Genomic DNA, 26,977 nt, shown 5'->3' with positions numbered 1-26,977 from the left:
AGGCCGCAGTGCCTTCACGGCCCAGCCTTAGGGGGAGAATCCCATGCAGAGTGTCAAGCGCCCCGTCCGTTCCGCCGCCAGGCGGCAGCCGCGCGTCGTCGAGCCCGTGCCGGAGTACGTCGAACCCGACTTCGACGACGACGCCGAGAGCCTGGACGCCGAGGACACCTACGACACGTTCGAGATGTACCGGGTGATCTGCCCGGACTGCGCGCAGCCCATCGCGCTCCTCGCGGACGAGGAGATCCTGCCGGAGCACGCGCGGTGCGCCTCGCCGTGGAACCCGTTCGGCCTCACGGTCTGCGCGGGCACCGGCCGTACGGCGGCGGACGCCCGCCCGGCCGACGCGTCCGACGCGCCGCAGGAGCAGGACACCGCCCTGCTGCTGACGCTCCCCCAGGGTCTGGACTGGCGCACGCAGCCCTTCTCGCACGTCGGCGGCCCGGGCTCGCGCCCGATGCGCGTACCGGCGATGCGCGACCGGGCCGCCTGAGCCCGCTTTCGACGAACGCCCCGCCCCCGGTGCGAGCCGCACCGGGGGCGGGGCGTTGTGCCGTACGGGTGAGGCGTGGCCCCGTGCGGGTGAAGTGCCGTGCCGTACGGGTGAAATATCGTGCCGCGCGGGTGACGCGGGACGGGTGGCCGACGGCCGACGCGAGTGAACTGACGCTCGATTCGGCGCGAGGGTGACCCCGGCGGGCGGGCCCGCGTTGGCCAGGCATGACCCCCATGCACACGGCCAACGGGCGTCAGCGCCGGCCCTTCGTCCCACGGCCCGCGGAACCGGCAGCGCCCCGGCCGCCGCAGGACCCGCCCATCTACCTGGAGATGATGCGCGCCTGGGCCGACCGGGGCCGCACCCTGCCGGGCCGCCACGACCCGGAGTGGGTCGAGCTGGCGGCCCCGCAGGTGGTCAGGGGGCAGTTCAGCGAGCCTCCGGCCCCGCCACATGACGGGCGATGACCATCCGCTGGATCTGGTTGGTGCCCTCGACGATCTGGAGCACCTTGGCCTCGCGCATGTAGCGCTCGGCCGGGAAGTCAGCAGTGTAGCCGTAGCCTCCGAGGATCTGCACGGCGTCCGTGGTGACCCGCATGGCGGTGTCGGTGCAGTGCAGTTTGGCCATGGCGGCCTGCTTGGCGAACGGCAGTCCCGCGTCGCGCAGCCGGGCGGCGGCCAGGTAGAGCGCGCGACCGGCCTCGATCTGGGTGGCCATGTCGGCGATCATGAAGCGCAGGCCCTGGAAGTCCGCGATGGGGTGGCCGAACTGCCTGCGTTCGGTGGCGTAGCCGACCGCCGCGTCCAGGGCGGCCTGGGCCACACCGATGGCGCACGCGGCGATACCGAGGCGGCCCGAGTCCAGGGCCGACAGGGCGATGGAGAAGCCCTGGCCCTCCTCACCTATCCGCCGGTCGTCGGAGACCCGTACGCCGTCCAGGTGAACCTGGGCGGTGGGGCTGCCCTTGAGACCCATCTTCTTCTCGGGCACGGCCGCGCTCAGTCCCTCGGCGTCGCCGGGGACCAGGAAGGCCGTGATACCGCGCGGGCCGTCCTCGCCGGTGCGGGCCATGACGGTGTAGAAGTCCGCGATGCCGCCGTGGGTGATCCACGCCTTGGTGCCGGAGAGCACCCAGGAGTCGCCGTCCCGGACGGCCCGAGTGCGCAGCGAGGCGGCATCCGAGCCGGAGGCGGGCTCGGAGAGGCAGTACGCGCCGAGCAGCCCGCCGCCGAGCATCGCGGGCAGGTGCTCGACCTGCTGCTGCTTGGTGCCGTGGGTGGCGACGGCGTACGAGGCGAGCGTGTGCACGCTGACGCCGAGGCCGACGGTGAGGCGGGCCGCGGCCAGCTCCTCCAGGACCTGGAGGTAGACCTCGTAGGGCTGCTCGCCTCCGCCGTACTCGGAGTCGTACGGCAGGCCCAGCAGGCCCGCCTCCGAGAGCAGGGTGAAGACCTCGCGCGGAAAGCGGGCGGCGTCCTCCTCCTCGGCCGCCTTCGGCGCGATCTCGCGCTGGGCGATCTCACGGACGAGCGCGAGCAGATCGCGGGCCTCTTCCGTGGGCAGTTGACGCTCCACCGGCTGCGGGTCGCGGTCGGACATGGCGTCGGTCTCCTCCCTGTCGGGCACACCGGCGGAGGTGCGCCTCGGGTCGGGCGGCTCCGCCTGATCGTTCCGGTTCGCCGATGGCCCGCTCCGGGTCTCGGAGGCGGCTGACCAGCGGCTGTGCCGTGAGTATGCCCGATCGGCGACCTCCCGTCACCAGTTAACGAGCGCTTACTTCAGGAAACCCGAAAAGGGCCCGCGGCGCTTTGCCGATCTTGGGAGCGCGGGGCCGTCGGAGTGAAGCGGGGGTGGTGAGCGGGGGCGAAGCGAGTGGGGCGAGGCGGGATGGGACGGGGTCGGACGGAGGCGGGGTCAGCCGTCCCGGCGGGCCGGGGGCGGGGCCGGGCAGGAGGGGTCCAGCTCCTCGATCGCGCGCAGGGTGCCGCCGAGCGTCTTGACGAGCAGCTCGCACAGGGTGTCGCGGGTCAGCGCCGGGCGGTCGATCCAGTCGAGGGTGGCACCCTCGACACTGCACACCCAGGAGAACAGCCCGCTGCGAGCGAGCGGCCCGATGCCGGTCCTGCCGTACGCGCCCTCGGCGATGGTGTCGACGATCGCCTCGCGCACCCCGTCCCGGATCGCGTGCACCTCCGCGTCGAAACCGACACCGCCGCTGACGATGGTGCGATAGGCCGCCTGATGGTGCTCCGCGAACGTCAGATAACTGTCGAGCGTGCGGTGCAGCCGGTCCACGGCGGGCAGTTCGAGACCGCTCGCGGCGTAGGTGACCAGGTCCGCGACGGAGTCCTGGATGATCGCGAGGTAGTAACCGCGCTTGGACCGGAAGTAGTAGTAGATGAGCCCCTTGGCCACATGCGCCTGCCGTGCGATGTCGTCCATGGACAGCGCGTCGTAGGACCGGTCGGCGAACAGCCTGCGCCCGATGGCGATGAGCTCGGCCCTGCGCGCCGCGGAGCGCTCCGTACCACGCGCCGGCCGACCCGGGCCGACTGCCTGACTGAGGGCGACGGGCTGTTGACGCATATTCAATTCCGGCCCTGGTCTCTGCGGTCGGCGGGACATCCGCAGTATGGCAGAGGCGGCCGTTCGGGTGAGGGGGCGTGGCGGAGCGGACGGAGTGGACGGAGCGGACGGGGCGGACTGGGTGGGGGCGGCACTGGGCGGCCTGGGGCACGGCAGAAGCGTTTGCGGCGAGAAAACCCATGGGCGAGGGTGACTGTGGGCGGCCTGCACGACCGGTGCAGCCTTTCGTACGCGTCAACGGCGAGGAACGCTTCGCGTCGCCGTTGCGCTGTCGGACCGGACCACTCCATGCCGACCGGACCCGTCCGGCGCGACACCCTCGAGGTCGCCCCCGAACAGAACCCCGGACCGGAGCATGGAGCAGAAACCATGATCGCGTTCAACGACAAGGGCGAGCAGATCGACGTCGACATCGACCTCGGCCAGCATGACCGTGACCTGTCCACTTTGCCGCAGCCCACCGGCACCGACGAGGAGAAGCTGAAGGGACTGGTGGATCAGTACGCGCAGATGTTCGCGCACGGTGCACGCACACCGGTGCTCAGGCGTCCGACCGACGTGGAGATGGCGTACGAAGAGGTGCAGTTCCCCTCCAAGGACGGGGTCCCACTCGAGGCCTGGTACATCCCGGCCGAAGGTTCGGACCGCCTTCTCGTGGTCAACCACCCGATGACCTGCAACCGGTACGGATTCCCCGGACAGCTCGAACCGTGGCACACCGAGCTGGGTGTGTTCGGTGGCTTCGAGGTCGACTTCCTGACCGAGCTGCGTTTCCTGCACGACGCCGGCTACAACATCCTCACCTACGACCTCCGCAATCACGGGCTGAGCAGCGACGCCAACGGCATCACCAGCGGGCTCGGACTGATCGAGGCCCGCGATGTCGTCGGATCGCTGCGTTACGTCCGTGGCCAGGACAACCTGGCGGCGATGAAGCTCGGGCTCTACAGCCGGTGCATGGGAGCCAATTCCACGATCGTCGCCATGAACTTCTGGCCCGAGGAGTTCGGCGGTGTCCAGGCCCTCGTGGTCCTCAACACGGTGTCCGGCAAGACGTTCATCGAACAGGGCGCCAGGAACATCGGTCTCGACCCGGACAAGGCGCGCGAGGCGCTGGCCACGAAGCTGGCCGGCCTCTGCGGTATGCGCCTGGACGACGAATCCCCCCAGTTGTACGCCCACGCGGTCAAGGTGCCCACCTTCATGGCCCAACTGCGCCATGACTTCCTGATCGACGCCGAGAAGGACGGCACCGAGATCTTCGACGCGATCGGCGCGGAGGACAAGGAGCTGTTCTGGATCGAGGGCTCCAACCAGCGGTTCTACGCCTACAACTACTTCGGACAGCACCCCGAAAAGCTCATCGGCTGGTTCGACGGCCACCTCCGGTAGTTCCCTCGGCGGTTCCGGGGACCGCCCCGTTCGTCCCCGCCGAGACGATCCGGAGGTGGCGACGCGGCGGCGGCCCGAGGCCGGCCCGAGGGCCAATCCGGCGTGCCGCGACGAGCCCTCGGTCAGCGCACCCCCACCGCCGCGAGCGCCGCCCGCCGGCGCGGGGTCGGGTGTTCCGGGAAGTACAGGTAACAGACGCCACCGGTCCCCGACGCGACCTGCCCCGAGGCGTTGTACCGCTTCGTCCGCAGCCAGATGTTCTCGAACTCCCGCCGCGCGTACACCCGCCGCACCGCGTCGTCGCTCGCGGACGCCGGGTCGTTGGCGATGACGTCGCCGTCGGTGGTGAAGCCGATGACTGTCATGAGGTGGCCGGAGGTGCCGTAGCCCGCGCCGGTCAGTTCGGTTTTCAGGAAGGACTGGGAGGTGATGGCGGGGATGCCGGCCGCGATCAGGGTTTCCAGGTCGGTGAGGGAGGTGAGGCGGGTGACTACGGACTGGAGGCCGGAGTAGGAGGCGGCGTAGGCGGCGTTGAAGGGCCAGTTGCCGCAGCCCTCGTACTGGTAGTCGTAGGTGGAGCGGGCCGCGTGGCAGACCTGGGGGTCGGTGTAGGAGGGGTCGACCCAGGAGAGCTGTTCGGGGGTGGGGCGGGCGCCCCAGTACTCGATGATCATCTGCGAGGAGGTGGGGCTGCACCACGCCTCGCCGCCGTTGTCGTACTGCGGGTACTGGCCCTTGTGGATCTCCTGCGAGTAGCGCGGGACGGCGAGTTCGCGGGTGAGGCCGGGGGCGGAGGCGGGGACGGTGAAGCGGTCGGGGATGTCCGAGCCCATGGCGCCCAGGCGGCGGACCGCGGGGGTCGTGTGGGTGCCGGGCTTGCGGTACAGGGTCAGGCGCAGGCGGTACGAGACCAGGCGCAGGCCCGTGCTCGCGTCGTCGATCGCGAAGGTGTCCGTCCAGACGGAACTCTTGCCGTCGCTCTGGTCGTCCACGGAGGTGCGCCGGATGTCCTGGTCGCCGGAGGCCCAGCGGCCCATCACGTACCAGGGGGTCGCGGTGCCGTCGGAGTAGGTGCCGGTCAACTCGACCTGGAGCCAGGTGCCCTCGGGGGTGTGCGCGTTCCAGGAGGCGATGACCTCGGTGGCGGGCACGGACAGCCGGTGGACGGGCGAGGTCCAGGTGGCGTACTCCCAGGTGGCGGTGGTGCCGGTGTGCGGGTCGGTGTAGTCGGTACGGCCCGCGGGCGCGGCGATCACGATCCCGGGGCGCGATCCGGCGACGGCCCGGACTCCGTGTGCGGTCCCGCGCCGCCAGTCCGTGTACGAGGTCCAGGCGTGGTACTCGACGGGACGGCCGGACGCTCCGCCGTGCTGTAGGGCCGGAGCGGCGACGGCGGGAACGGCGGAGGCCGCCCCCGCGCTGACCGCGACGGCCACGGCCGCCCCGAGGACATGGCGGCGGGAGGGCTGCTGGGCTCTGCTCATGGACGCGACTACCCCCAGGGAGTCCAGGTGCGAACGGGTGCGGAACAGGTGCGCGGAACGGGTGCGGATTCGGGTGCGGACGACGCGTGGCTTCGCGCCCACTATGCGCCCCCCGCCATGCCCCTGCCAGCACTTCCCCGCATGCCGCACGAGGAACATTGGTTCAACCAATGACGCCGGTCGCCGGGATGGCGGAACGGCTGGTCAGGCGCTGCCCGCATCGGCTTTCCGGCGCTGTCCACATCAGCCTCCCGGTACCGCCGACGGCAACCCCGAGGGGGCCCGGGTACGCGTACCCGGGCCCCCTCGTGCGTGGAAACCTGCCGGACCCCCGGAGGGAGTCCTCAGATCAGATCCATCGCCGCCACCTCGTCCGGCCGGCCGTAGCTGACCGGGCCCTGGAAGCGGCGGCGGGCCGTGGTGAACCACCAGACCGTGGCGATCAGGATGACGGCCGCCAGGGCGATGGGGGCGTAGTTGAAGGAGTCGACGGTGATGGGCGAGGCCTGCGGGAGCATGAAGAGGACGCTGCTGAGGAGAATCCAGATCACCGCGAGCCAGCCGATGGGGCGGCCCCAGCGGCCGAGGTGCCAGGGGCCGGGCTGGAACTCGTCGCCGAGGCGCAGCCGGAGGAAGATCGGCACCGCGTAGGCGAGGAAGAGCCCGACCACGTTGACGCTGACGATGGCGGTGAAGGCCGTGTGCGACCACCAGCCGGGGACCACCAGGGCGAGCGAGCACGCGACGGCGAGCCACACGGCCTTGACGGGCGTCCGGGTGCGCGGGGAGACGGAGTGCCACCAGCGGGAGCCGGGCATCGCGCCGTCGCGGGAGAAGGCGAAGATCTGCCGGGTGTTGCTGGTGAGGTTGGCGAGACCGCAGAAGAGCATCGCACCGATGACGATGAGCAGCATCGCCTTGGCGGCGCCGAGTCCGAGACCGTCGATGAGAATCTGGACGGGAGGCGCGTCGGAGCCGGCCACCTTGGCGTAGTCGCTAATGCTGTAGACCAGTGCCAGCATCAGGATCAGGCCGGTGACGGCCGAATAGCCGATGGCCCGGGTGATCCCCTTCGGCGCGTTGACGGTGGCCTGAACCGTTTCCTCGGACATGTGGAAGCTGCCGTCGAACCCGGTGAACGTCCAGCTGGTGACGAGCAGACCCAACATGCCGCCGTAAAGGCCGTTGGTGAAGCCGGTGTTGTTCTCGAAATGCGTGACGAACGACGCCGACTGGTGGTGATCCGGAATCACGATGAGTGCGGTCACGATGACCACGAGTCCGATCAGCAGCCACCACACGGAAATCCGGTTCAGCAGGGCGACCAGCTGGACGGTGTAGGTGTTGGCGAGCCCCTGGAGCACGATGATCAGGGCCGTGAGCAGCACGGTCTGGTGCGCGGTCGGCTCGTAGGACGGCCACTGGAGAGCGACGAACGCCTGGATGAAGGTGGCGGCCGCGTAACCCGTGGCGGCGGTTCCGCCGATCTGACCGACGAAGTTCAGCCACCCGGTGAACCACGACCAGGCGCCCTTGTGCCGCTTGGCGAGCTTGCCCGCCGAGAAATACAGCGCACCGCTCGTCGGATAGGCGGAGGCCACCTCCGCCATCGCGGCACCGATGAACAGGACCATCACCGAGACGCCGATCCAGCCGAACACGAGAACACGGGGTCCGCCCGCATTCATACCGAATCCGAAGGAGGAGAAAATACCCGAGAGGATATTGATGATGGTGAAGGAGATCGCGAAATTGTCGAACGCCTTGAAACGGCGCGTCAGTTTTCGCGGATAACCCATAGCGTGCAGCGTCGCGTCGTCGTCGAGGACGACCGGTTCCTCGTCCCCCCGGGACTTCTCCCGGGGCGTCGATATCCGTTCCGACACAGCTCGGCCTTTCTGTTGGGGGACAGAGCGGGTACGGGGTCAGGCGGGTCCGGGGACGGGCAGCCCGCACGCGCGCCGGGCCCGGGAGAGCTGCTCGGCGGGGTCGCCGAAGGCACTCCAGGGCATGCGCGAGGCGTACGGACCCATCGCCGCGAAGACCGCCCGGGCCTCGAACTCGCACTGGGCCATGACCAGTGCGTGCGCGAGGTAGGCCAGGTCGAGCACAGGGGTGAAGCGGTAACCGGCCACCGTGGGCAGCCAGTTGCGGTAGGCGGCCAGGGTGGTGGAGCGCCACTGGGGCTGCTCCCACACCCGGTCCGCGAGCAGTTGGGTGGGGTTGTAGCTCTCCACCAGGGCCACCAGGGGCAGCAGCCGCAGCGCGGAGTCGGCGGGCGCCCGCTGACTGAGGAAGGCGGCCACGTCCCAGGCCGCGTTCACCGAGCCGCCGTGGCGCGTGAAGAAGAAGGAGAGGAAGCGGTGGTGGCCCTCGCGGTTCCAGGGGTCGAGGGACAGGACGTGCGAGAACAGCCGCCAAGGGCCGGGCGGCGAGGTGAGCAGGCCCTTCGGCGCGGGGTCGCGCAGCCGGTGCAGCCGGGCCATGGCGAGCTTGGCGACCCAGGGCGTGGGGTCGTCGGGAGCGAGGGCGGCGGCCCGGTCGCAGGCCGTGAGGGCGATCCGTTCCAGCGTCTCGGCGCGCTCGTCGCGCGCGTCGGCGGCCCGCATCGCGCGCTGTACGGCGACCCTGGCCCACATCAGCGTGGACTCGGGCGTGGCCTCCTCGGCGAGCCACTGCTCGACCAGGTCGGTGCCGGCCGCCTCGGAGGCGAGCACCAGGGAGCGGTGGGCGCGCAGGCCGAAGTCGGAACGCGTCTCGGCCAGGGCCTCCTGGGCGTAGCGATAACGCCCGGCGCGCACATCGACGCAAACACTCGCCAGGACACGGTCGTCGGCCGCCGGATGCCATACATAGTGCCCTTCGAATAACTCCGCGGCCATGCTCTCCTGTCCGTCCGCATACGGCGCATCACAGTTGCGCAGGACGCACCTTACTCAGCCGCCGCCGCACCGGGAACGCCTAAATTCACAAATCGGTCGGCGGAATCGGAACGTAATATCCCCTCATTGACCGGAAGTCAGCCAGTGGTTCAAGGGGTGACCTTTCGGTGCCCGCGCGAGTGCTCGCACCGGCCGCTACTAGACTGTTTCCGGAGAACTCCCCCACACCGCACCACACCTCGGGAATCGCCATTCAGCACCTCGCCGCCCGGCTGCGCGCCCTCCCTCCGTCCCTGGGTCCGGTCCGGCTGGTCGGCGTCGACGGGCACGCCGGTTCCGGGAAGTCCACCTTCGCCGCCCGCCTGGCGGCCGCGCTCGGCGGGGCACCCGTGCTGCACCTGGACGACTTCGCGAGCCACGACCACCTCTTCGACTGGACCGGCCGCTTCACGGAGCAGGTGATCACTCCGCTGGCGCGCGGCGAGAGCGCGCGGTACACGCCCTACGACTGGAATCTGCGCGTCTTCGGGCCGCCCCGCCCGCTGCCGCCCGCGCCGGTGGTCCTGGTGGAGGGAGTCGGCGCGGGCCGCCGGGAGCTGCGCCCGCGTCTGGCGCTGCTGCTGTGGATGGAGCTGCCGGCGCCGGAGGCGTGGGCGCGCGGGCGGCGGCGGGACGGCGAGGCGCAGCGGGAGTTCTGGGACGGCTGGACGGCGGCGGAGCGCGCGCACTTCGCGGACGACCCCTCGCGCCCCCGTGCGGATCTTCTGGTGCGGCAGGCGCAGGAGGGGTACGAGGTGCTGCCGGGGCCCGCGATGACCGATGGACCGGACCAAGATGTCACTCACCGTGAGGGACCATCGGCGGTGTGGTGAACTTGTGAAGACAGGCGGCGATCAACTTTCACGAGCGCCCCAACTCCGCTTGACCGAGGGCCCGTACAGGTCTTACGTTCTCAATGTGCGGCTCCCCGGAGTCGCCCCGCTGACACGAAGCCCCCGGTTGTTCCCCCGTGACTGGGGGCTTCGTTCTGCCCTGACGCCGCCTCCGGGCCCCTCGGCGGCCCCGGATTCTCACTCTGGGTCACCGCGCGGTGTGCGCCCCGTATGCTCCCACCTCGTACAACGGCCCCTGTCACACCCTTCGGCACCTGGTCGTCCCACGGGTACGATGCCCTCGGTGCGACCTTCGAGCTGCTGCCTCGCGCACCTGCAACTCCGTTCCGCGGCACAGCGGTTCGACCGCGGCAACCGTCGGGCGCCTGCCCGGTGGTGACCATCGGGGCACTGCTCGTGGGGGGATGATGGACTTCGGCACGCGGGGCTCCGAGGCCCCGGCCGACCTCGCCTGGACGCGGGGCGTGGACGCCTACACGATGGGCGCCTACCCGCAGGCGGAGGAGGAGTTCCGCGCCGCGGTGCGGATGGACCCGGGGATGGCCGACGCCTGGCTCGGGCTGCACGCGCTGCGCGTGGACACGACGACCGCGCTGCTGCGGATGTTCCGGCACCGCGACCGCTTCGGGGAACAGCGCGCCCGGCACCGCCGCGCCCTCAACTCCTGGTACTGGCTGGGCTGGTGGGTGCAGCCGGTGCTGGAGAGCCCGAGAGATCTGCTGCTCGCGCACGCCTCGCACTGGCTGGACGGCCGCCATGTGCCGGAGCTGGACCGGGCTCTTGCCGGGCTGCCCCCGGTGGACACCGACCCGCAGGTCCGCTTCCTGCACGCGTGCCGCTCCTATCTGGTCAAGGACTGGGACCAGTTGACGCGGCACACCGATCCGCTGCTCGACGACTCGCTGCTCGGCATCGAGGCCGGGCTGTTCGGCGGCATGGCCCGGGTGCGCCTGGAGATGTACGGCCAGGCCGAGCCGCTGCTCTCGGCGGCCCTGATGCGCTGCCGCAGCGAGCAGCCCCAGCGCAAGGAGCTGCGCTACTGGCTGGCCCGCGCGCACGAGGGCACCGGCCGCAGTGCCGCCGCCCTGCCGCTGTACCGGGCGGTGCACCGGGTCGACCCGGCCTTCATGGACACCTCGGCCCGCCTCGCCGCCATCGCCGAGGGCGACGGGTACGACGACCCGGGCGACTTCGCCGCGATCACGCTGGCCGGTGCCGGACAGGACGCCATGGACGGCCCGGACACCCTCGATCCGCTCTTCGGCACCGAGGGCCGCGATCTGCGCCTGCCCGAACCGGACCTGCCGACCGGCCCCCTGCCCTCCGTACCGGACCGCGCGGTCCGCGTGAAAAGCGGTACGTCCGCTTCAGCACCGCTGCCCACCGGGCCCACCGACCCCGCCTTACTGGAGGAGGCGCTGGCCGAGCTGGAGCGCATGGTCGGCCTCGAACCGGTCAAGCGCCAGGTGAAGGCGCTCTCCGCACAGCTCAACATGGCGCGGCTGCGGGCCGGACAGGGCCTGCCGGTGCAGCCGCCGAAACGACACTTCGTCTTCTCCGGCCCCTCGGGCACCGGCAAGACCACCGTCGCCCGCATCCTGGGCCGCGTCTTCTACGCCCTCGGCCTGCTCGGCGGCGACCATCTGGTGGAGGCCCAGCGCGCCGACCTGGTCGGCGAGTACCTGGGCCAGACCGCCGTGAAGGCCAACGAGCTGATCGACTCTGCCATCGGCGGCGTGCTGTTCGTGGACGAGGCGTACGCGCTCTCCAACTCCGGGTACGGCAAGGGCGACGCGTACGGCGACGAGGCGCTGCAGGTGCTGCTCAAGCGGGCCGAGGACAACCGGGACCATCTGGTGGTGATCCTGGCCGGCTATCCGGAGGGCATGGACCGGCTGCTGGCCGCCAACCCCGGGCTGTCCTCCCGCTTCACGACCCGGGTGGACTTTCCGTCGTACCGCCCCGGCGAACTCACCGAGATCGGCCGGGTGCTGGCGGCGGAGAACGGCGACCGGTGGGACGACGAGGCGGTGGAGGAGCTGCGGTCCATCGCCGGGCACGTGGTCGACCAGGGATGGATCGACGAGCTGGGCAACGGCCGCTTCCTGCGCACGCTGTACGAGAAGAGCTGCGCCTACCGGGATCTGCGGCTCTCGGTGTACCCGGGCGCGCTGTCCCGGGACGATCTCGCCACGCTGCGGCTGCCCGATCTGATGCAGGCGTACGGCGAGGTGCTGTCGGGGCGGGGGCCGCAGGACCCGTCGGCGATGTGACGACGGGCCCCGCGGCCTGCGCATGACCTCGGTCAGGCCGTCAGGGCCTGCTCCGGCTCCCCGCTCTGTCTCGGCGCCGAGACCTCCGCGCCGGACCGCTCCGGCTTCGGCGACTCGTGCGGCGACGGCGCGGGGTGCGGATGGGCCGGGTCGCGGACCTCGCCCACCAGCAGTTCGAGCGCGTCCTCCAGGGCGACCAGACCGAGCACCCGCCCGGAGGCGTCGGCCACCTGAGCCAGATGGGTGGCCTCCCGGCGCATCACGCCGAGCGCGTCGTCCAGCGGGAGTTCCGCGCGGAGCGTGGCCATGGGCCGCCAGACGTGCTGGGGCACCGCACGCCCGGAGTCCTCCAGGTCGAGTACGTCCTTGACGTGGACGTACCCCATGAAGGCCCCCTTGGCCGAGGCGGCCACCGGGAAGCGGGAGTAGCCGGTGCGCGCCGTCAGCTCCACGATCTCCGCCGGGGTCACCGAGGGCTCCACGGTGACCAGGGACTCCCGCTTGAGGAGGACGTCGGTGACCGGGCGGGAGCCCAGCTCCAGCGCGTCCTCCAGGCGCTCCTGCTCCTCGGGGTCGAGCAGTCCGGCCTGGCCGGAGTCCTCAAGGAGGCGGTTGAGCTGCTCGCTGGTGACGACGGCCTCGACCTCGTCCTTGGGCTCGACGCGGAAGAGCCGCAGGATGCCCTGGGCGCAGGCGCCGAGGGCCACCGTGACCGGCCGGCAGAGCCGGGCGAAGTACACCAGGCCGGGACCGAGCCAGATCGCGGCCTTCTCCGGGGCGGCCATGGCGAGGTTCTTCGGGACCATCTCGCCGATGACCAGGTGGAAGAAGACCACCGCGGCGAGCGCGATGGCGTAGCCCAGCGGATGGATCATGCCCTCGGGGAGGTGGACCGCCTCGAACAGCGGCTCCAGGAGATGGGCCACGGTCGGCTCGGCCACCGCGCCCAGGGTCAGGGAGCAGACGGTGATGCCGAACTGCGCCGCCGCCATCATCTGCGGCAGCCGCTCCAGACCGTGCAGGACCTGGCGGGCCCGCGCGGTACCGAGCGGTTCGATCTGGCTGCGGCGCACGGAGACGAGCGCGAACTCGGCGCCGACGAAGAAGCCGTTGGCGAGCACGAGCAGCGCCGCGAAGAGGAGTTGCAGGACGCTCATCGCACGGTCTCCTTCACCGCGGCCACCGGGGCCGTGCGGATCACGCGGACCCGCTCGGCGCGGTAGTGGCGGACCTGGCGCACCGAGAGCCGCCAGCCGGGCAGTTCGGCCCGGTCACCGGGCGCGGGGATACGGCCGAGCAGGTCGGCGACCAGACCGGCGACGGTCTCGTACGGCCCCTCGGGGGCTTCGAGGCCGATGCGCCGGAGCACGTCGACCCGGCAGCCGCCGTCCACGTCCCAGGCGGGGCGGCCGTCCTCGGGCGGGGCGGCGACGAGTTCGGGCACGTCCTGGCGGTCGTGCTCGTCGCGGACCTCGCCGACGAGTTCCTCGACGATGTCCTCCAGGGTGACCACGCCCGCCGTGCCGCCGTACTCGTCGACGACGACCGCGATGGGCTGCTCGCTGCGCAGCCGGGTCAGCAGCGGCCGCACCGGCAGGGTCTCCGGGACGAGGAGTGCCTTGCGGGCGATGCGGGCGACCGGGGTGCGCAGGCGCTCGTGCGCCGGGACCGCCAGGGCGTCCTTGAGGTGGACCATGCCGACCACGTCGTCGATCTTCTCCCGGTAGACGGGGAAGCGGGACAGGCCGGTGGCCCGGGTCAGATTGACCACGTCCTCGGCGGTGGCCGAGTCCTCAAGCGCGCTGACCTTCACGCGCGGGGTCATGACGTGCTGTGCGGTCAGCTCGCCCAGGGAGAGCGTGCGCACGAACAGGTCGGCGGTGTCCTGCTCCAGGGCTCCGGCCTGTGCGGAGTGCCGGGCCAGGGAGACCAGTTCACCGGGGGTGCGGGCGGAGGCCAGTTCCTCGGCGGGCTCGACGCCGAGCGCGCGCACCAGCCTGTTCGCGACCGTGTTCAGCACGGCGATGACCGGGCGGAACAGGCGCGCGAAGTGGTGCTGCGGGCCCGCGACGAAGCGCGCGACCTGGAGCGGCTTGGACACCGCCCAGTTCTTGGGCACGAGTTCGCCGATCACCATCTGGACCGCGGAGGCGAGCAGCATGCCGACGATGACGGCGATGCCGGAGGCCACGCCCTCGGGGACGCCGAGCGCGCCCACGGGGCCGTCCAGCAGGTCGGCCAGGGCCGGTTCGGCGAGCATGCCGACGACCAGGGAGGTGATGGTGATGCCGAGCTGGGTGCCGGAGAGCTGGAAGGACAGCTCCTTGAGCGATTCCACGACCCGGTGGGCGCGCTTGTCGCCGTCGGCGGCGGCTTTCTCGGCGTCGGGCCGCTCGACCGTGACGAGGCCGAATTCGGCCGCCACGAAGAAGCCGTTGGCGAGGATGAGCAGGAGGGCCGCCGCGAGAAGCAGCAGAGAGGTGGTCATGATGCCGCCGCCTCGCCATGTACGCGGAACGGGTCCGCGGTATGTCGGCAGGGGGCGGCGCAGGTACTACAGGACGATCCGTCCATCGCCGGAGAGGGTCACTCCTCGGATAGCAGGGAAACCTCCGTGCGCGCCGGGCGTGGCACGACGGAGGCGGAGGCGCCATGGGGACGCCTCCGCCAACAGATTAGTCAAGACAGGGGCCGGTGCGGCAGGGGCGGCGGCCCCGAACCGTCCCCGAACCGCCCCTGATCCGTCCCTGACCTCGGGCCGGACCACCCTCGGGGCTCAGCCCTGAGAGGGCTCGGGATCGCGCGGCGCGCGCTGCTCCACCAGAGTGCGCAGGGACCGCGCGTCGGCGATGGCCCGCTGCTTGGCGACGCCGGGCTGGATGCCGAGCGCGGGCAGGCTGGTGCCGTCGGTGAGGTCCAGGAACACCCAGGGGTCGCCCTGACGCAGGTTGACCTGGACGATCTCCGCCCAGTCCAGCTTGCGGCTGCTCGCGATGTTGACGACGGTCACACCGGAGTCCTCGGCGACGACCTTCACCCGGGCGAGCTGTGCCAGCACCCAGAAGATGAGCGCGCCGGTGACCACGAAGGTGAGCTGCTCCCCCGGGCCGGCTTTCTCCAGGAGCAGCCCGATCCCGGAGATGACCACGAAGATCACGACTCCGGCGGTGAGCAGGATGGCCCGGGTACGGCCCGGCCGGAAGGTGACCGGGAGGGCGGGCGGGGTGTCGGACATCCGGGGCGTGTCCCTCACAGGCGGCAGGCGTGGATGGCGGTGGTGAGGATGGCGCGGGCGCCGATCTCGTAGAGGTCGTCCATGATGCGCTGGGCGTCCTTGGTGGGGACCATGGCGCGGACGGCGACCCAGCCCTCGTTGTGCAGCGGGGAGACGGTCGGGGACTCCAGGCCGGGCGTGAGCGCGACGGCCTTCTCCAGCTGCTCGACGCGGCAGTCGTAGTCCATCATCACGTACGTGCGGGCGACCAGGACGCCCTGGAGGCGGCGCAGGAACTGCTGGACCTTGGGCTCCGCGGCCTCGTCGCCGGCCGCGCCGGTGCGGCGGATCACGATGGCCTCGGAGGTCATGATCGGGTCGCCGAAGACCTCCAGGCCCGCGTTGCGCAGCGAGGTGCCGGTCTCCACGACGTCCGCGATGACCTCGGCGACGCCCAGTTCGATGGCGGTCTCCACGGCGCCGTCGAGGTGGACGACGGAGGCGTCCACACCGCGGTCGGCGAGGTGGCCCGCGACGATGCCCTCGTAGGAGGTGGCGACGGTACGGCCCTTGAGGTCCTCGACGCCGCCGGCGGTGCCGGGCTTGGCGGCGAAGCGGAAGGTGGAGCGGGCGAAGCCGAGCGGCAGGATCTCCTCGGCACCGGCGCCGGAGTCGATCAGCAGGTCGCGGCCGGTGATGCCGATGTCGAGGCGGCCGGAGGAGACGTAGAGCGCGATGTCGCGGGGGCGGAGGTAGAAGAACTCGACCTCGTTCACCGGGTCGACGACGCGCAGTTCCTTGGACTCGCGACGCTGCCGGTAGCCGGCCTCATGCAGCATCTCCCCCGCAGGTCCGGACAGGGAACCCTTGTTGGGGAGAGCGATGCGCAGCATGAGGTTTCGGCTTCCTTCGTGTGACGTGGGTGGTGCGGTGGAACGGGGGATACGCGGAGGGCGGTTCAGAGATGGGCGTACACGTCGTCCAGCGAGATGCCGCGGGCGACCATCATCACCTGGACGTGGTACAGCAGCTGGGAGATCTCCTCGGCCGCCGCTTCCTTGCCTTCGTACTCGGCGGCCATCCAGACCTCGGCGGCCTCCTCGACGACCTTCTTGCCGATGGCATGGACGCCCTTGCCGACCAGTTCGGCGGTGCGGGAGGTGGCGGGGTCGCCGGTGGCTGCCTTGTGCTGGAGCTCGGTGAACAGCTCCTCGAACGTCTTCTTGGACATGGTGGTCTCCACCCTACGCGCTCCGGGGGTGCCTCAGTGCCAGGGTTCGGACACCGAGCGCAGCGTGGCCGCGGTCGCGACGGCGGCGGTGACCGCCTCGTGGCCCTTGTCCTCGTGGGAGCCCTCGATGCCGGCCCGGTCCAGGGCCTGCTCCTCGTTGTCGCAGGTCAGCACGCCGAAACCGACGGGGACGCCGGTCTCCACCGAGACCTGGGTGAGGCCCTGGGCGACGCCCTGGCACACATAGTCGAAGTGGGGGGTGCCGCCCCGGATGACGACGCCGAGGGCGACGATCGCGTCGTAGCCGCGGCCCGCGAGGACCTTGGCGGCCACGGGCAGTTCGAAGCTGCCGGGGACGCGGATGACCGTCGGCTCGTCGATCCCCAGCTCGTGCAGGGCGCGCGTGGCGCCGTTCAGCAGGCCGTCCATCACCTTGTCGTGCCACTGCGCCGCGATGACGGCGACCCTGAGGTCGCTCACATTGCGTACGGACAGCTCCGGTGCACCCTTGCCGCTCACGTCTGTCTCTCCTAAGTGCTTTTCGCTTACTGGTCGCCGCAGGTGGACACGGTGGGGGTGTCCAGCCAGGGCAGGTCGTGGCCCATCCGGTCGCGCTTGGTGCGCAGATACCGGAGGTTGTGCTCACCGGCGCGGACGGGCATCGCCTCGCGGTCGGTGACCTTCAGACCGTGGCGTTCCAACGCCTCGGTCTTGTCGGGGTTGTTGGTCATCAGGCGGACACTGCGCACGCCGAGGTCGGCGAGGATGCGGGCACCCGCGCCGTAGTCGCGGGCGTCGGCGGGCAGGCCGAGTTCGAGGTTGGCGTCCAGGGTGTCGCGGCCGCGCTCCTGGAGTTCGTAGGCGCGCAGCTTGGACAGCAGGCCGATGCCCCGGCCCTCGTGTCCGCGCAGATAGACGACGGCGCCCCGGCCCTCGGCCTGGATGCGCTCCAGGGCGGCGTCGAGCTGGGGGCCGCAGTCGCAGCGCAGGGAGCCGAAGACGTCTCCGGTGAGGCATTCGGAGTGGACGCGGACCAAGACGTCCTCGCCGTCGCCGAGTTCGCCGTGGACGAGGGCGACGTGCTCGACGCCGTCGGCGGCCCGGTAGCCGTAGGCGGTGAAGACGCCGTGGCGGGTGGGCAGCCGGGTCTCGGCCTCTCGGCGGACGGCGGGCTCGGCGGCGGTCGCGCCGGTCGCGTTCTGCGCGGGCACCGCGGCCGGGGTCTCCTGGGCGCGGCGGTACGTGATCAGGTCCGCGATGGAGATGATCGTCAGGCCGTGCTTGCGGGCGAAGGGGATCAGCTCGGGCAGCCGCAGCATCCGGCCGTCCTCGCCCGCGATCTCCACGATGGCACCGGCCGGGCGCAGTCCGGCGAGGCGGGCGAGGTCGACGGCGGCCTCGGTGTGGCCGTCGCGCACCAGGACGCCGCCCTCGCGGGCACGCAGCGGGAAGATGTGGCCGGGGCGCACCAGATCGGCGGGCTCGGCGGTGCCGCTCGCCAGCAGTTGGAGCGTGGTGGCGCGGTCGGCGGCGGAGATGCCGGTGGTCACGCCGTGCGCGGCGGAGGCGTCGACGGAGACGGTGAAGGCGGTGCGCAGGGCCTCGGTGTTGTCCTCGACCATCTGCGGCAGCCGGAGCCGGTCGAGTTCGGCGCCCTCCATGGGCGCGCAGATCAGACCCCGGCACTCGCTCATCATGAAGGCGACGATCTCGGGGGTGATCTTCTCGGCGGCGATGACGAGGTCGCCCTCGTTCTCCCGGTCCTCGTCGTCCACGACGACGATCGGGCGGCCGGCCGCGATGTCGGCGACGGCGCGCTCGACCGGGTCGAGCGTGAAGTCCTCGGCGCTGTCGGTGTCGAGGTGGTGCAGGGGCGGTGCCGAGGTCATGCCGGGGCTCCTTCCAGGACGGGCCGCGCCGCCTCGCGGGAGCGCAGCCACCAGTCGCGCATTCCCCACAGGACGAGCGCGCCGTAGATGACGTAGACGAAGCCGGAGAAGGCGTAGCCGTTGGCGAAGTTGAGGGGGACGCCGACCACGTCGACCAGGAGCCAGGCGATCCAGAACTCGGTCATGCCCTTGGCCTGGGCGTACATGGCGACGATGGTGCCGACGAAGATGTAGGCGTCCGGCCAGGGGTCCCAGGACAGGGACGGGTAGGCGGTGAAGAGCAGGGCGACGGCGACCGTGCCGATGACCGCGGCGGCGATCATCGCGGTCCGCTCGCGCCAGGTGGCGAAGCGGGGGCTGATGTGTCCCCCTGCGGTGCTCCTGCCCCGCTGCCACTGCCAGAAGCCGTAGAGGGCGACGGCCATGACGACCGCCTGCTTGCCCGCGCTGCCGGTCAGATGGCCGTAGAAGGCGGCGAAGAGGATCAGGCCGGAGACGAACTGGACCGGCCAGGTCCACAGGGAGCGGCGCCAGCCGAGGGCGAGGGCCGCCAGGCCGAAGACGTTGCCCAGCATGTCGGACCAGAGGATGTGCTGGCCGAACAGCGTGAACGCCTCGGAGTTGAGTGAGTTCACCGCGCGTCTCCCTGCCCGGCCGCGAGCAGCCGCTCCACGTACTTGGCGATGACGTCGACCTCGAGGTTGACCGGGTCGCCGGGCTGCTTGTGGCCGAGCGTGGTCAGGGCGAGGGTGGTCGGGATGAGGCTGACGGTGAAGAAGTCCGCGCCCGCCTCGACCACGGTGAGGCTGATGCCGTCGACCGTGATGGAGCCCTTCTCCACAACGTAGCGGGAGAGGTCGGCGGGCAGCGAGATCTTCACGATCTCCCAGTGCTCGGAGGGGGTACGGGCCAGCACCTCGCCGGTGCCGTCGACGTGTCCCTGCACGATGTGGCCGCCGAGGCGGGCGCCGACCGCGGTGGGGCGCTCCAGGTTGACCCGGGAGCCGACGGCGAGGACGCCCAGGCTGGAGCGCTTCAGCGTCTCGGCCATGACGTCGGCGGTGAACTCGTCGCCCTCGTGGTCCACGACGGTGAGACAGACTCCGTTCACGGCGATGGAGTCGCCGTGCCGCGCGCCTTCGGTGACGACGGGACCTCGGAGCCGGAAACGGGAGGCGTCGTCGAGATTCTCGACGGCGGTGACTTCACCCAGCTCTTCGACGATTCCGGTGAACACTTCCCGGGTCCTCCTGCCTCATGGGGCACGGACTCCGGGGCTCGTCGATGACGACGGCAGGAACGGACGGGGCGCTACCGGGTGCGACGCCGAGGGGGCACGTCCGCGTGTGGACGGTCCTGATACGGCGGCGCGCATCGGTGATGCCCGCCCGCCGCGCACTGCCTCCCATCCGGACTTTAACCGTCGGTCCAGGAATTTCACCTGGTCAACCGGCCGCTGGAAGCGACCGGGTCGCGGACTGTAACCGCCGGTTCGGAATTTCACCGACCCCGGAGTGCGCTGCTTCTGGTACACGGCAAGTCTGCCATGCCCGACTGCCACCCATGCGGGCGGGTGGTGTGGGCTGTCTCACAGGGGTGGCGGTCCGGCTCGCGCCGCTCACCAACGCGCTGCTCAACCCCCTTTCCTCACAGTCGTGTTGAGCATGGTCCGGACCTATTGACCACAGTGGTCTAGTCCTCTTAAGGTGCGGACGGACCCGGCGGCGGTGACGACGGCCCTTGCCCGCCGCCGGGTCACCACGACCTCCATGTCACATCCGCGCGCAGCCGTCCGTCCCACTTCTGAAGGGGTGAAGCGCCCCGCAGGGGAAGTGGAGGACGGATGAGCACGATCCTGGTGACCGGCGGGACCGGCACGCTCGGGCGGCATGTCGTGGGGCGGCTGCGGGAGGACGGCCACGCGGTACGGGTGCTCAGCAGGCACGCCGAGCCGTACGCCGTCGATCTGCGCGCGGGCGGTCCGGGCCTGGACGCGGCCCTCACGGGCGTGGACACGGTGGTGCACTGCGCGAGCAGTCCCCGGGGCGGGGACGAACAGGCGGTGGACCATCTGATCGCCGCCGCGCGGCGCGCCGGTACGGCACACCTGGTCCACATCTCGATCGTCGGCGTGGACCGGGTGCCGCTCGGCTACTACCGCGCCAAGCTCGCGGTGGAACGGCGGATCGAGGACTCGGGCCTCGACTGGACCGTGCTGCGGACGACCCAGTTCCACGACCTGGTGGCCACGGCACTCCGGGCTCTCACCGCCCCTCCCCTCTCCCTCCTCCCCGCCGGGCTCTCCGACCAGCCGGTGGAGGTGACCGAAGTGGCCGCCCGGCTGGCCGAGTTGGCCCAGACAGCACCGGCAGGCCGGGTGCCCGACATGGGCGGCCCGGAGGTACGGTCCCTGCGCTCCCTGGCCCGCGCCTACCTCCACGCCACCGGACGGCGCCGGCTCCTGGCGGAGGTGCCGCTCGCGGGGCGGACGTACCGGGCGTTCCGCGCGGGCGGGCATCTGACACCGGAGGAGGCGGTGGGGAAGGTGACGTTCGAGGAGTATCTGGCGGGGCGGTAGGGGCTGGGGGTTCCCAGGGCCTAAAGGGCGTCCCGGTGGCCCGGCGGGGTGAAGAGCTCGTCCTGCGCCCGGTCGCGGGCGGTCAGCAGGGCCCCGCGCAGCACGGCTCCGCCACCGAGTTCGCTCGCCCGCACCTCGGTGGCCAGCGGCGACATCCGCCGCACTCGCTCCGCCACCCGTCCGGCCAGCTCCGCTCCCCCGGCCTGCCCGACCTCACCTCCGAGCACGACGCAGCCGGGGTCGAGCAGGGCGGCCACGGAGGCGGCGCCCATGGCGACGCGGTCGGCGAGGGCGTCCAGGAAACCTCCCGCATGCACGGCATCCGCGGCGGCCGCGGCCTCCCCACCCGGCCCCGCCAACGCCTGCACCGCCTCCGCCACCACCCGGGCCGCCCCCGGTCCGTCCATGACCCCCGGCACGGGCAGCCCGCACCGCGCCGCCAGCGCGCCGATCGCCGCCGCCCCCACCAGGGCGTGGAAGCCGCCCTCGCAGTCGGTCGCGGAGGGCAGCCCGCCCGTCCCCGGCACCGGCAGGAAGCCGATCTCGCCCGTACCGCCGGAGGCGCCCCGGCGCAGGGTGCCGTCGAGGACGACGGCGGCGCCGACTCCGTGCCCGAGCCAGAGCAGGACGAAGGTGTCCCGGTCGCGGGCGGCGCCCTCGCGCTGCTCGGCCACGGCGGCGAGGTTGGTCTCGTTCTCGACGGTCACCCGTGCTTCGGGCAACCGCTCCTGGAGCGCGGCGACCAGACTCCGGTGCCAGGCGGGCAGTCCGCTGGAGTCGCGCAGTTCGCCGGTGGCGGGGTCCACGAGCCCCGGCGCCCCGATGCCGACGGTGTGCAGGCGCCCCCACCCCGCTCCCCCGGACGCCTCCGTCGCCGCCCGCTCCACCGCCCCCACCGCACGCTCCACGGCCGCTCCCGTCCCCGCCTCCCCGTCGATCGGCACGGAGACCTCGGCCAGGACGCGCCCGATCAGGTCGGAGACCAGCACGAGGACACCGCCCGTGCGCACGTCCAGCGCGGCGAGATGGGCCCGGTCGGCGACGATGCCGTACAAGCGGGCGTTGGGGCCCCGGCGTTCGGCGCCGGACTCGCCGACGACGGTGATGAGACCGGAGGCGGCGAGGCGTTCGAGGAGGTCGGCGACCGTCGGGCGGGAGAGGCCGGTGAGTTGCTTGAGGCGGCCCGCGGTGAGGGAGCCCTCCCGCTGGAGGAGGCGGAGGGCGAGCCGGTCGTTGATGAGCCGGGCGGTGCTCGGTGATGCGGGCATGACCGGAATCCTCCCAGAGGGGCGGGACGGCGCGTGGCCGTACGCCCACTATCTATCAGGCAGGCTCCCTGATAGTTTTCGCGGCGTACTGCCGGTGACTCCTGGGGAGGGGACCTGACATGGGCGACGAGAAGGAGTTCCCGGCCGCGACGCTGAGGCGCGCCCGCTTCGCCGTCGCGGCCGTGTTCGCCGTGCACGGCGCGGTGACCGGCTCGTTCGCCACCCGCGTGCCCTGGATCCAGGACCACGCGGACCTGAGCGCGGGACAGCTCGGCTTCTCGCTCGCCTTCACCGCGCTCGGCGCCTCCTGCGCGATGCCGCTGGCGGGCCGTATCACGCACCGCTTCGGCACTCGTACGGCACTGCGCGGACTGCTCACCCTCTGGACGCTCTCCCTGGTGCTGCCCTCGCTGGCGCCGAACCTGCTCACGCTCTGCCTGGCGATGTTCGCCTACGGCGCAGCCGCGGGCATGGCCGACGTGGCCATGAACGCCCTCGGGGTGGAGGTCGAGCAGCGGCTCGGACGGTCGATCATGTCCGGTCTGCACGGCATGTGGAGCGCGGGCGCGCTGATCGGCTCGGCGGCCGGCACCCTCGCCGCGCACCTCGGCTCGGACGCCCGGCTGCACCATGTACTGGCCGCCGCCGTACTGACCGTGCTCGGCCTGGTCGCCTGCACCTGGGTGCTGGACCTGCGGCCCGCGGAAGAGGAGGAGGCGCCGCCGAGGTTCGCGCTGCCGCCCCGCTCGGCCCTGCTGATCGGCGCGGTCGGCTTCTGCGCGGTGTTCGCCGAGGGGGCGAACCTGGACTGGTCGGCGGTGTTCCTGCGGGACCGGCTCGGCGGCTCGCCCGGGCTCGCGGCGGCCACGACGACCGGGTTCATGCTGACCATGGCGGTGGCCCGGATCGCCGGGGACGCGGTGGTCGACCGCTTCGGCCCGGTGCGCACCGTACGGGCGGGCGGGGTCCTCGCGGGGCTCGGCGGTCTGCTGGTCGTCGTCGCGGACCGGCCCGCTGTCGCGATGACCGGCTTCGCGCTCATGGGTCTCGGCATCGCCGTGGTCGTCCCGCTGTGCTTCGCGGCGGCCGGACACGCGGGCCCGAACCCGAGCCAGGCCATCGCGGGCGTCGCCACCATCACCTACACCTCGGGACTGGTCGCGCCGAGCCTGATCGGCGGGGTGGCCCAGGCGACCAGCCTGACCGTGTCGTTCGCCGTGGTGACCGTACTGGCCCTCGGACTCGCCCTGTTCGCGGGCGTGTTGCGCACCGCCGGGCGCGGCGGCACGACCGAGACCGCGCGGCAGGCCGAGGCGGTGCCGGGGCCTCCGGCCTGAGGCGCTGATCGTTCCGGCCGACCGCCCGGGGGAAACTTCCCTGGTCGGAAGGGTCGGGCACCAGACCCCGCGCGTCCCCGGCATCCGGGCCGCGCGCGGGGACAAAGGGCCGGGGCACCGCCCCTGACCCCCGACAATGGTGCAGACCCACATCGGTACAGAGAAAGCGAAACCCCACCATGGACCTCGGCGTCCGCTGGAAACTGCACGGGGACGGCAAGTCACCCGCACCCGGAGCGGTGGTACGCCCCGACGAACGGCTCAGCTGGCCCCGCACGGTGGGCCTCGGCGCCCAGCACGTCGTGGCGATGTTCGGAGCCTCCTTCGTCGCCCCCGTGCTCATGGGCCTGGACCCCAACCTGGCGATCATGATGTCGGGTGTGGCGACGGTGATCTTCCTGCTCGCCACGCGCGGGCGGGTGCCGAGCTATCTGGGCTGCTCGCTGTCGTTCGTGGGCGTGGCCGCCGTGATCCGGGCGGACGGCGGCACCAGCGCTACCGTGACCGGCGCGATCCTGGTCGTCGGCGCGGTGCTGTTCCTGGTGGGACTCGCGGTGCAGCGCTTCGGCGCGCGGATCATCCACGCCGCGATGCCGCCGATCGTCACCGGCGCCGTGGTCATGCTGATCGGCTTCAACCTCGCCCCGGTCACCGCGACCGTCTACTGGCCGCAGGACCAGTGGACGGCGCTGCTCGTCATGCTGTTCACCGGTCTGGCGGTCGTCTGTCTGCGCGGTTTCTGGTCGCGCATCGCGATCTTCCTCGGCCTGGTCTTCGGCTATCTCATCTCCTGGGTCTTCGACCTGGCCTTCGGCAAGATCCACTCGGCGGACGCGAGCGGCAAGATCACCGACCACTGGCGCCTGGACCTCTCCGGCGTCGCCAAGGCCGACTGGATCGGGCTGCCCCACTTCCACGGCCCCAGCTTCCAGTGGTCCGCGATCCTGGTCGCACTGCCGGTCGTGATCGCCCTGGTCGCCGAGAACGCGGGGCACGTCAAGGCGGTCGGCGAGATGACCGGCAAGTCGCTGGACGACCAGCTGGGTACGGCGATCTCGGCCGACGGTGTCGCCTCGGTGCTCTCGACCGCCGTGGGCGGCCCGCCGAACACCACCTACTCCGAGAACATCGGCGTCATGGCCGCGACCCGCGTCTACTCCACCGCCGCCTACTGGGCCGCCGCCTGCTTCGCCCTGCTCTTCGGCGTGTGCCCGAAGTTCGGCGCGGTCGTGGCCGCGATCCCGGGCGGTGTGCTCGGCGGCATCACCGTCATCCTGTACGGCATGATCGGCCTGCTCGGCGCGCAGATCTGGCTGCACGGCAAGGTGGACCTGCGCAACCCGCTGAACCTGGTCCCGGCGGCCGCGGGCATCATCATCGGCGTCGGCAACGTCACCATGAAGTTCTCCGACACCTTCTCGCTGAGCGGCATCGCGCTCGGCACCCTGGTCGTCATCACCGGCTACCACGCGCTGCGCGCCTTCGCCCCGGCGCACCTCAAGGTGCAGGAGCCGCTGCTGGACGAGGGCACGTCGTCGTACGACGACGAGACGCCGGAGCCCGGCAAGTCCTGACCGCGACGCCCCCGCCGTGCGCCCGTTCCTGACCGCGGCGGCGCGCGCCGTTCGCCCGTTCCGGCGAAGCACCGGTCCGTACGGCCCCCCGTCCGGGCCGGTGCTGCCACCCTTCCCCCATGGCGCAGCCGCGATACCCCGTCTCCACCGTCGACACCGTCCTGTCCCGGATGCGCGCCCTCGCGGCGCGGCTGCCCGAGCGGGACGGTGTCGCCGTCTTCAACCGGGTCTATCTCGCCGTCACCGAGGAGGTGGACCGGTGCCTGGACTCCGGCCGGTTCCCGGACCGGCGGGCGGCGGCCACCCTGGACGTGCGGTTCGCGGAGCGGTATCTGACGGCGGTGGACGCGGCCGACGCGGACCGTGGGACGCCCGCCTGCTGGCGCCCGCTGTTCCAGCTCCGCCGCCATCCCGGCGTACGTCCGCTCCAGTTCGCGCTGGCCGGCATCAACGCCCACATCGGGCACGACCTGGCGCTCGCCGTGGTGGACGCCTGTCACGCGCTCGACTGCGAACCGGCCGATCTGGAGGACGAGTTCGACCGGGTCGGCGAGCTGCTGACCGCGCTGGAGGAGCGCATCCGCGAGGACCTGATGCCGGGCCCCGACCTCCTCCAGATCGCCGACCCGCTCACACATCTGCTGGGTTCCTGGAGCCTGGAGCGCGCCCGGGACGCCACCTGGTCGGCGGCCCGCGTGCTGTGGGCGCTGCGCCGGTGCGGCGAGGTGGCCGAGGAGTTCACCGGGCGCCTGGACGCGGCGGTCGGCTTCGCGGGCCGGATGCTGCTGACGCCCCTCAGGGACTGAACCCTGGCCGGAACTCACCCCTTCGAGTGACTTACGGAACAGCCGGGCGAGGGCAGCGCGTTGGATGAGCAGACCCGACGCGAAGGAGCACCGGTATGACGACCAGGCTCGGCCTCGCCCTCCCCCAGATGCGCCAGTACGACCTCGGCAGAGATGTGCCCCGGGTGGCCCGCACGGCCGAGGAGACGGGCTACGACAGCCTGTGGGTGTTCGAAAGGGCCCTGGTCCCGGACCCCGCCACCCAGGGGTTGTACGGCATACCGGGCCTGCCCTGGCCGGAGGGGTACCGGGGCGTGGCGGACCCGTTGATCACCCTCACCCTGGCCGCGACCGCGACCACCCGGGCCGAGCTGGGCTCCAGCGTGCTGGTGGCCCCGCTGCACCTGCCGTTCCAGCTCGCCAAGTCCCTGGCCACGCTGGACGTGGTGAGCGGCGGCCGGGTCGTCGCGGGTTTCGGCACGGGCTGGTCGCTGGACGAGTACGCGGCCTCCGGTGTGCGCCCCTTCGAGGAGCGGGGCGCCGCGCTGGACGAGGTGATCGCGGTGTGCCGGGCGGTGTGGGGCCCCGATCCCGTCGTCCATCACGGGAAGACCACCGACATCGCCTCCGCGGTCGTCGGCCCGAAGCCGGTGCGGCCGGTCCCGGTCCTGCTGGCGGCGAGCAACCGGCGGGCGATGCGACGGCTGGTGGACCAGGCCGACGGCTGGCTGCCGGGCGCCTACGGTCCGGAGCAGCTGGCCGCCCAGTGGCGCGACCTGCGGGAGCTGGCCGACGAACGCGGCCGCACCGAGCCGATCCGCACGGTCGTCAGGGTGAACGCGCGCGTGGCCCACAAGCCGTACCCGGGTGCGGACCGCCCGCTGTTCGAGGGGGACACCGACCAGATCGTGACCGATGTCGCCGCCCACGTCGGCATCGTCCCGGACGCCGAGTTCCTGTTCGACCTGCAGAGCGAGGCCCGGGACGCGGCGGAACTGACGGAGCTCGCGGTCGAGTTGTACGAGAAGGCCCGGGCGGCCGGGATCTGAGCCCCGCCCGTCCGGGCCGTGCGAGTGGCCGCCCGCCCGGGCC

The 26,977-nt window shown here is 71.8% G+C and carries 24 protein-coding genes and 1 riboswitch; of the genes, 9 read left to right on the top strand and 15 right to left on the bottom strand.

Annotated features, from left to right (window positions below; translation table 11 throughout):
- The first annotated feature begins 43 nt into the window (after positions 1 to 43).
- Positions 44 to 493 carry a hypothetical protein gene (locus AB0E91_RS18215; protein WP_361782315.1) on the top strand — a complete coding sequence of 150 codons (450 nt, stop codon included), beginning with the start codon at positions 44 to 46 and terminating at the stop codon, positions 491 to 493.
- A gap of 432 nt (positions 494 to 925) precedes the next feature.
- On the opposite strand, the gene AB0E91_RS18210 is transcribed toward AB0E91_RS18215, so the two are convergent.
- Together AB0E91_RS18210 and AB0E91_RS18205 are read right to left on the bottom strand one after the other, a co-directional pair.
- Positions 926 to 2,098, bottom strand: a complete 1,173-nt coding sequence (locus AB0E91_RS18210) for an acyl-CoA dehydrogenase (protein ID WP_361782312.1) — start codon at positions 2,096 to 2,098, stop codon at positions 926 to 928.
- A 315-nt stretch (positions 2,099 to 2,413) separates the two neighbouring features.
- Positions 2,414 to 3,085 (bottom strand): TetR/AcrR family transcriptional regulator, encoded by a 672-nt coding sequence (locus AB0E91_RS18205; protein ID WP_361782309.1) that lies wholly within the window; start codon positions 3,083 to 3,085, stop codon positions 2,414 to 2,416.
- Between the two features lie 369 nt (positions 3,086 to 3,454).
- Here AB0E91_RS18205 and AB0E91_RS18200 point away from each other — a divergent pair, with 369 nt between their 5' ends.
- Positions 3,455 to 4,477 (top strand): alpha/beta hydrolase, encoded by a 1,023-nt coding sequence (locus AB0E91_RS18200; RefSeq protein ID WP_361782306.1) that lies wholly within the window; start codon positions 3,455 to 3,457, stop codon positions 4,475 to 4,477.
- A 122-nt stretch (positions 4,478 to 4,599) separates the two neighbouring features.
- Here AB0E91_RS18200 and AB0E91_RS18195 read toward each other — a convergent pair whose 3' ends face one another.
- From AB0E91_RS18195 to AB0E91_RS18185, 3 genes are all read right to left on the bottom strand, one after another.
- Complete coding sequence (locus AB0E91_RS18195) at positions 4,600 to 5,961, bottom strand: peptidase C39 family protein (protein ID WP_361782303.1); 1,362 nt, start codon at positions 5,959 to 5,961, stop codon at positions 4,600 to 4,602.
- 344 nt (positions 5,962 to 6,305) lie between these two features.
- Positions 6,306 to 7,847 (bottom strand): amino acid permease, encoded by a 1,542-nt coding sequence (locus AB0E91_RS18190; protein ID WP_361782300.1) that lies wholly within the window; start codon positions 7,845 to 7,847, stop codon positions 6,306 to 6,308.
- A gap of 39 nt (positions 7,848 to 7,886) precedes the next feature.
- Entirely contained in the window at positions 7,887 to 8,843 is a 957-nt protein-coding gene (locus AB0E91_RS18185) for a hypothetical protein (RefSeq protein WP_361782297.1), read from the bottom strand.
- Positions 8,844 to 9,094: 251 nt separating this feature from the next.
- On the opposite strand from AB0E91_RS18185, the gene AB0E91_RS18180 reads away from it, so the two are divergent.
- Together AB0E91_RS18180 and AB0E91_RS18175 are read left to right on the top strand one after the other, a co-directional pair.
- Positions 9,095 to 9,715, top strand: a complete 621-nt coding sequence (locus AB0E91_RS18180) for a hypothetical protein (RefSeq protein ID WP_361782463.1) — start codon at positions 9,095 to 9,097, stop codon at positions 9,713 to 9,715.
- Positions 9,716 to 10,143: 428 nt separating this feature from the next.
- Positions 10,144 to 12,009, top strand: coding sequence for an AAA family ATPase (locus AB0E91_RS18175; protein WP_361782294.1), 1,866 nt, complete (start codon positions 10,144 to 10,146; stop codon positions 12,007 to 12,009).
- A gap of 32 nt (positions 12,010 to 12,041) precedes the next feature.
- Here the strand turns inward: AB0E91_RS18175 and AB0E91_RS18170 are convergent, their stop codons facing one another.
- The 9 genes from AB0E91_RS18170 to AB0E91_RS18130 all read right to left on the bottom strand — a co-directional run bounded on the left by AB0E91_RS18170 (position 12,042) and on the right by AB0E91_RS18130 (position 19,580).
- Entirely contained in the window at positions 12,042 to 13,166 is a 1,125-nt protein-coding gene (locus tag AB0E91_RS18170; protein WP_361782291.1) for a hemolysin family protein, read from the bottom strand.
- Positions 13,163 to 14,497 carry a hemolysin family protein gene (locus AB0E91_RS18165; RefSeq protein WP_361782288.1) on the bottom strand — a complete coding sequence of 445 codons (1,335 nt, stop codon included), beginning with the start codon at positions 14,495 to 14,497 and terminating at the stop codon, positions 13,163 to 13,165. The genes AB0E91_RS18170 and AB0E91_RS18165 overlap by 4 nt, the downstream gene beginning before the upstream one ends.
- Positions 14,498 to 14,785: 288 nt before the next feature.
- The gene (locus AB0E91_RS18160; RefSeq protein ID WP_361782285.1) at positions 14,786 to 15,244 is read right to left on the bottom strand and encodes a PH domain-containing protein; all 459 of its coding nucleotides are present in this window, start codon (positions 15,242 to 15,244) and stop codon (positions 14,786 to 14,788) included.
- Between the two features lie 14 nt (positions 15,245 to 15,258).
- Positions 15,259 to 16,116 carry an ATP phosphoribosyltransferase gene (gene hisG / locus AB0E91_RS18155; RefSeq protein ID WP_361782282.1) on the bottom strand — a complete coding sequence of 286 codons (858 nt, stop codon included), beginning with the start codon at positions 16,114 to 16,116 and terminating at the stop codon, positions 15,259 to 15,261.
- 65 nt (positions 16,117 to 16,181) lie between these two features.
- Positions 16,182 to 16,454, bottom strand: a complete 273-nt coding sequence (locus AB0E91_RS18150) for a phosphoribosyl-ATP diphosphatase (protein WP_026249121.1) — start codon at positions 16,452 to 16,454, stop codon at positions 16,182 to 16,184.
- A 33-nt stretch (positions 16,455 to 16,487) separates the two neighbouring features.
- Positions 16,488 to 16,973 carry a 6,7-dimethyl-8-ribityllumazine synthase gene (ribH, locus tag AB0E91_RS18145; RefSeq protein WP_361116683.1) on the bottom strand — a complete coding sequence of 162 codons (486 nt, stop codon included), beginning with the start codon at positions 16,971 to 16,973 and terminating at the stop codon, positions 16,488 to 16,490.
- A gap of 26 nt (positions 16,974 to 16,999) precedes the next feature.
- Entirely contained in the window at positions 17,000 to 18,343 is a 1,344-nt protein-coding gene (locus tag AB0E91_RS18140; RefSeq protein WP_361782277.1) for a bifunctional 3,4-dihydroxy-2-butanone-4-phosphate synthase/GTP cyclohydrolase II, read from the bottom strand.
- Positions 18,340 to 18,978 carry a nicotinamide mononucleotide transporter family protein gene (locus tag AB0E91_RS18135; RefSeq protein ID WP_361782274.1) on the bottom strand — a complete coding sequence of 213 codons (639 nt, stop codon included), beginning with the start codon at positions 18,976 to 18,978 and terminating at the stop codon, positions 18,340 to 18,342. Before AB0E91_RS18135 ends, AB0E91_RS18140 begins: the two co-directional genes overlap by 4 nt.
- Positions 18,975 to 19,580 (bottom strand): riboflavin synthase, encoded by a 606-nt coding sequence (locus AB0E91_RS18130; protein WP_361782271.1) that lies wholly within the window; start codon positions 19,578 to 19,580, stop codon positions 18,975 to 18,977. The genes AB0E91_RS18135 and AB0E91_RS18130 overlap by 4 nt, the downstream gene beginning before the upstream one ends.
- A 154-nt stretch (positions 19,581 to 19,734) precedes the next feature.
- A riboswitch (FMN riboswitch) is annotated at positions 19,735 to 19,865 on the bottom strand.
- A gap of 321 nt (positions 19,866 to 20,186) precedes the next feature.
- Between AB0E91_RS18130 and AB0E91_RS18125 the strand changes: the two genes are divergently transcribed.
- A complete protein-coding gene (locus tag AB0E91_RS18125; RefSeq protein WP_361782268.1) occupies positions 20,187 to 20,921 on the top strand; it encodes an NAD(P)H-binding protein in 735 nt (244 codons plus the stop codon).
- A 20-nt stretch (positions 20,922 to 20,941) separates the two neighbouring features.
- Here AB0E91_RS18125 and AB0E91_RS18120 read toward each other — a convergent pair whose 3' ends face one another.
- Positions 20,942 to 22,189 (bottom strand): ROK family transcriptional regulator, encoded by a 1,248-nt coding sequence (locus AB0E91_RS18120; protein WP_361782265.1) that lies wholly within the window; start codon positions 22,187 to 22,189, stop codon positions 20,942 to 20,944.
- A 119-nt stretch (positions 22,190 to 22,308) separates the two neighbouring features.
- On the opposite strand from AB0E91_RS18120, the gene AB0E91_RS18115 reads away from it, so the two are divergent.
- The 4 genes from AB0E91_RS18115 to AB0E91_RS18100 all read left to right on the top strand — a co-directional run bounded on the left by AB0E91_RS18115 (position 22,309) and on the right by AB0E91_RS18100 (position 26,934).
- The gene (locus tag AB0E91_RS18115; protein ID WP_361782262.1) at positions 22,309 to 23,526 is read left to right on the top strand and encodes an MFS transporter; all 1,218 of its coding nucleotides are present in this window, start codon (positions 22,309 to 22,311) and stop codon (positions 23,524 to 23,526) included.
- Between the two features lie 179 nt (positions 23,527 to 23,705).
- On the top strand, positions 23,706 to 25,100 hold the full coding sequence (locus AB0E91_RS18110; protein WP_361782259.1) for a solute carrier family 23 protein: 1,395 nt from the start codon (positions 23,706 to 23,708) through the stop codon (positions 25,098 to 25,100).
- Positions 25,101 to 25,219: 119 nt separating this feature from the next.
- A complete protein-coding gene (locus tag AB0E91_RS18105; protein ID WP_361782256.1) occupies positions 25,220 to 25,906 on the top strand; it encodes a DUF5995 family protein in 687 nt (228 codons plus the stop codon).
- 95 nt (positions 25,907 to 26,001) lie between these two features.
- Positions 26,002 to 26,934, top strand: a complete 933-nt coding sequence (locus tag AB0E91_RS18100) for a TIGR03619 family F420-dependent LLM class oxidoreductase (RefSeq protein WP_361782253.1) — start codon at positions 26,002 to 26,004, stop codon at positions 26,932 to 26,934.
- The last annotated feature ends 43 nt before the right edge of the window (positions 26,935 to 26,977 follow it).

The organism is Streptomyces sp. NPDC026659 (genome assembly GCF_040638245.1).
Classification (GTDB): domain Bacteria; phylum Actinomycetota; class Actinomycetes; order Streptomycetales; family Streptomycetaceae; genus Streptomyces.
Note: the sequence above shows the minus strand (reverse complement) of the source record. Positions and strands in the feature narration are given on the sequence as shown.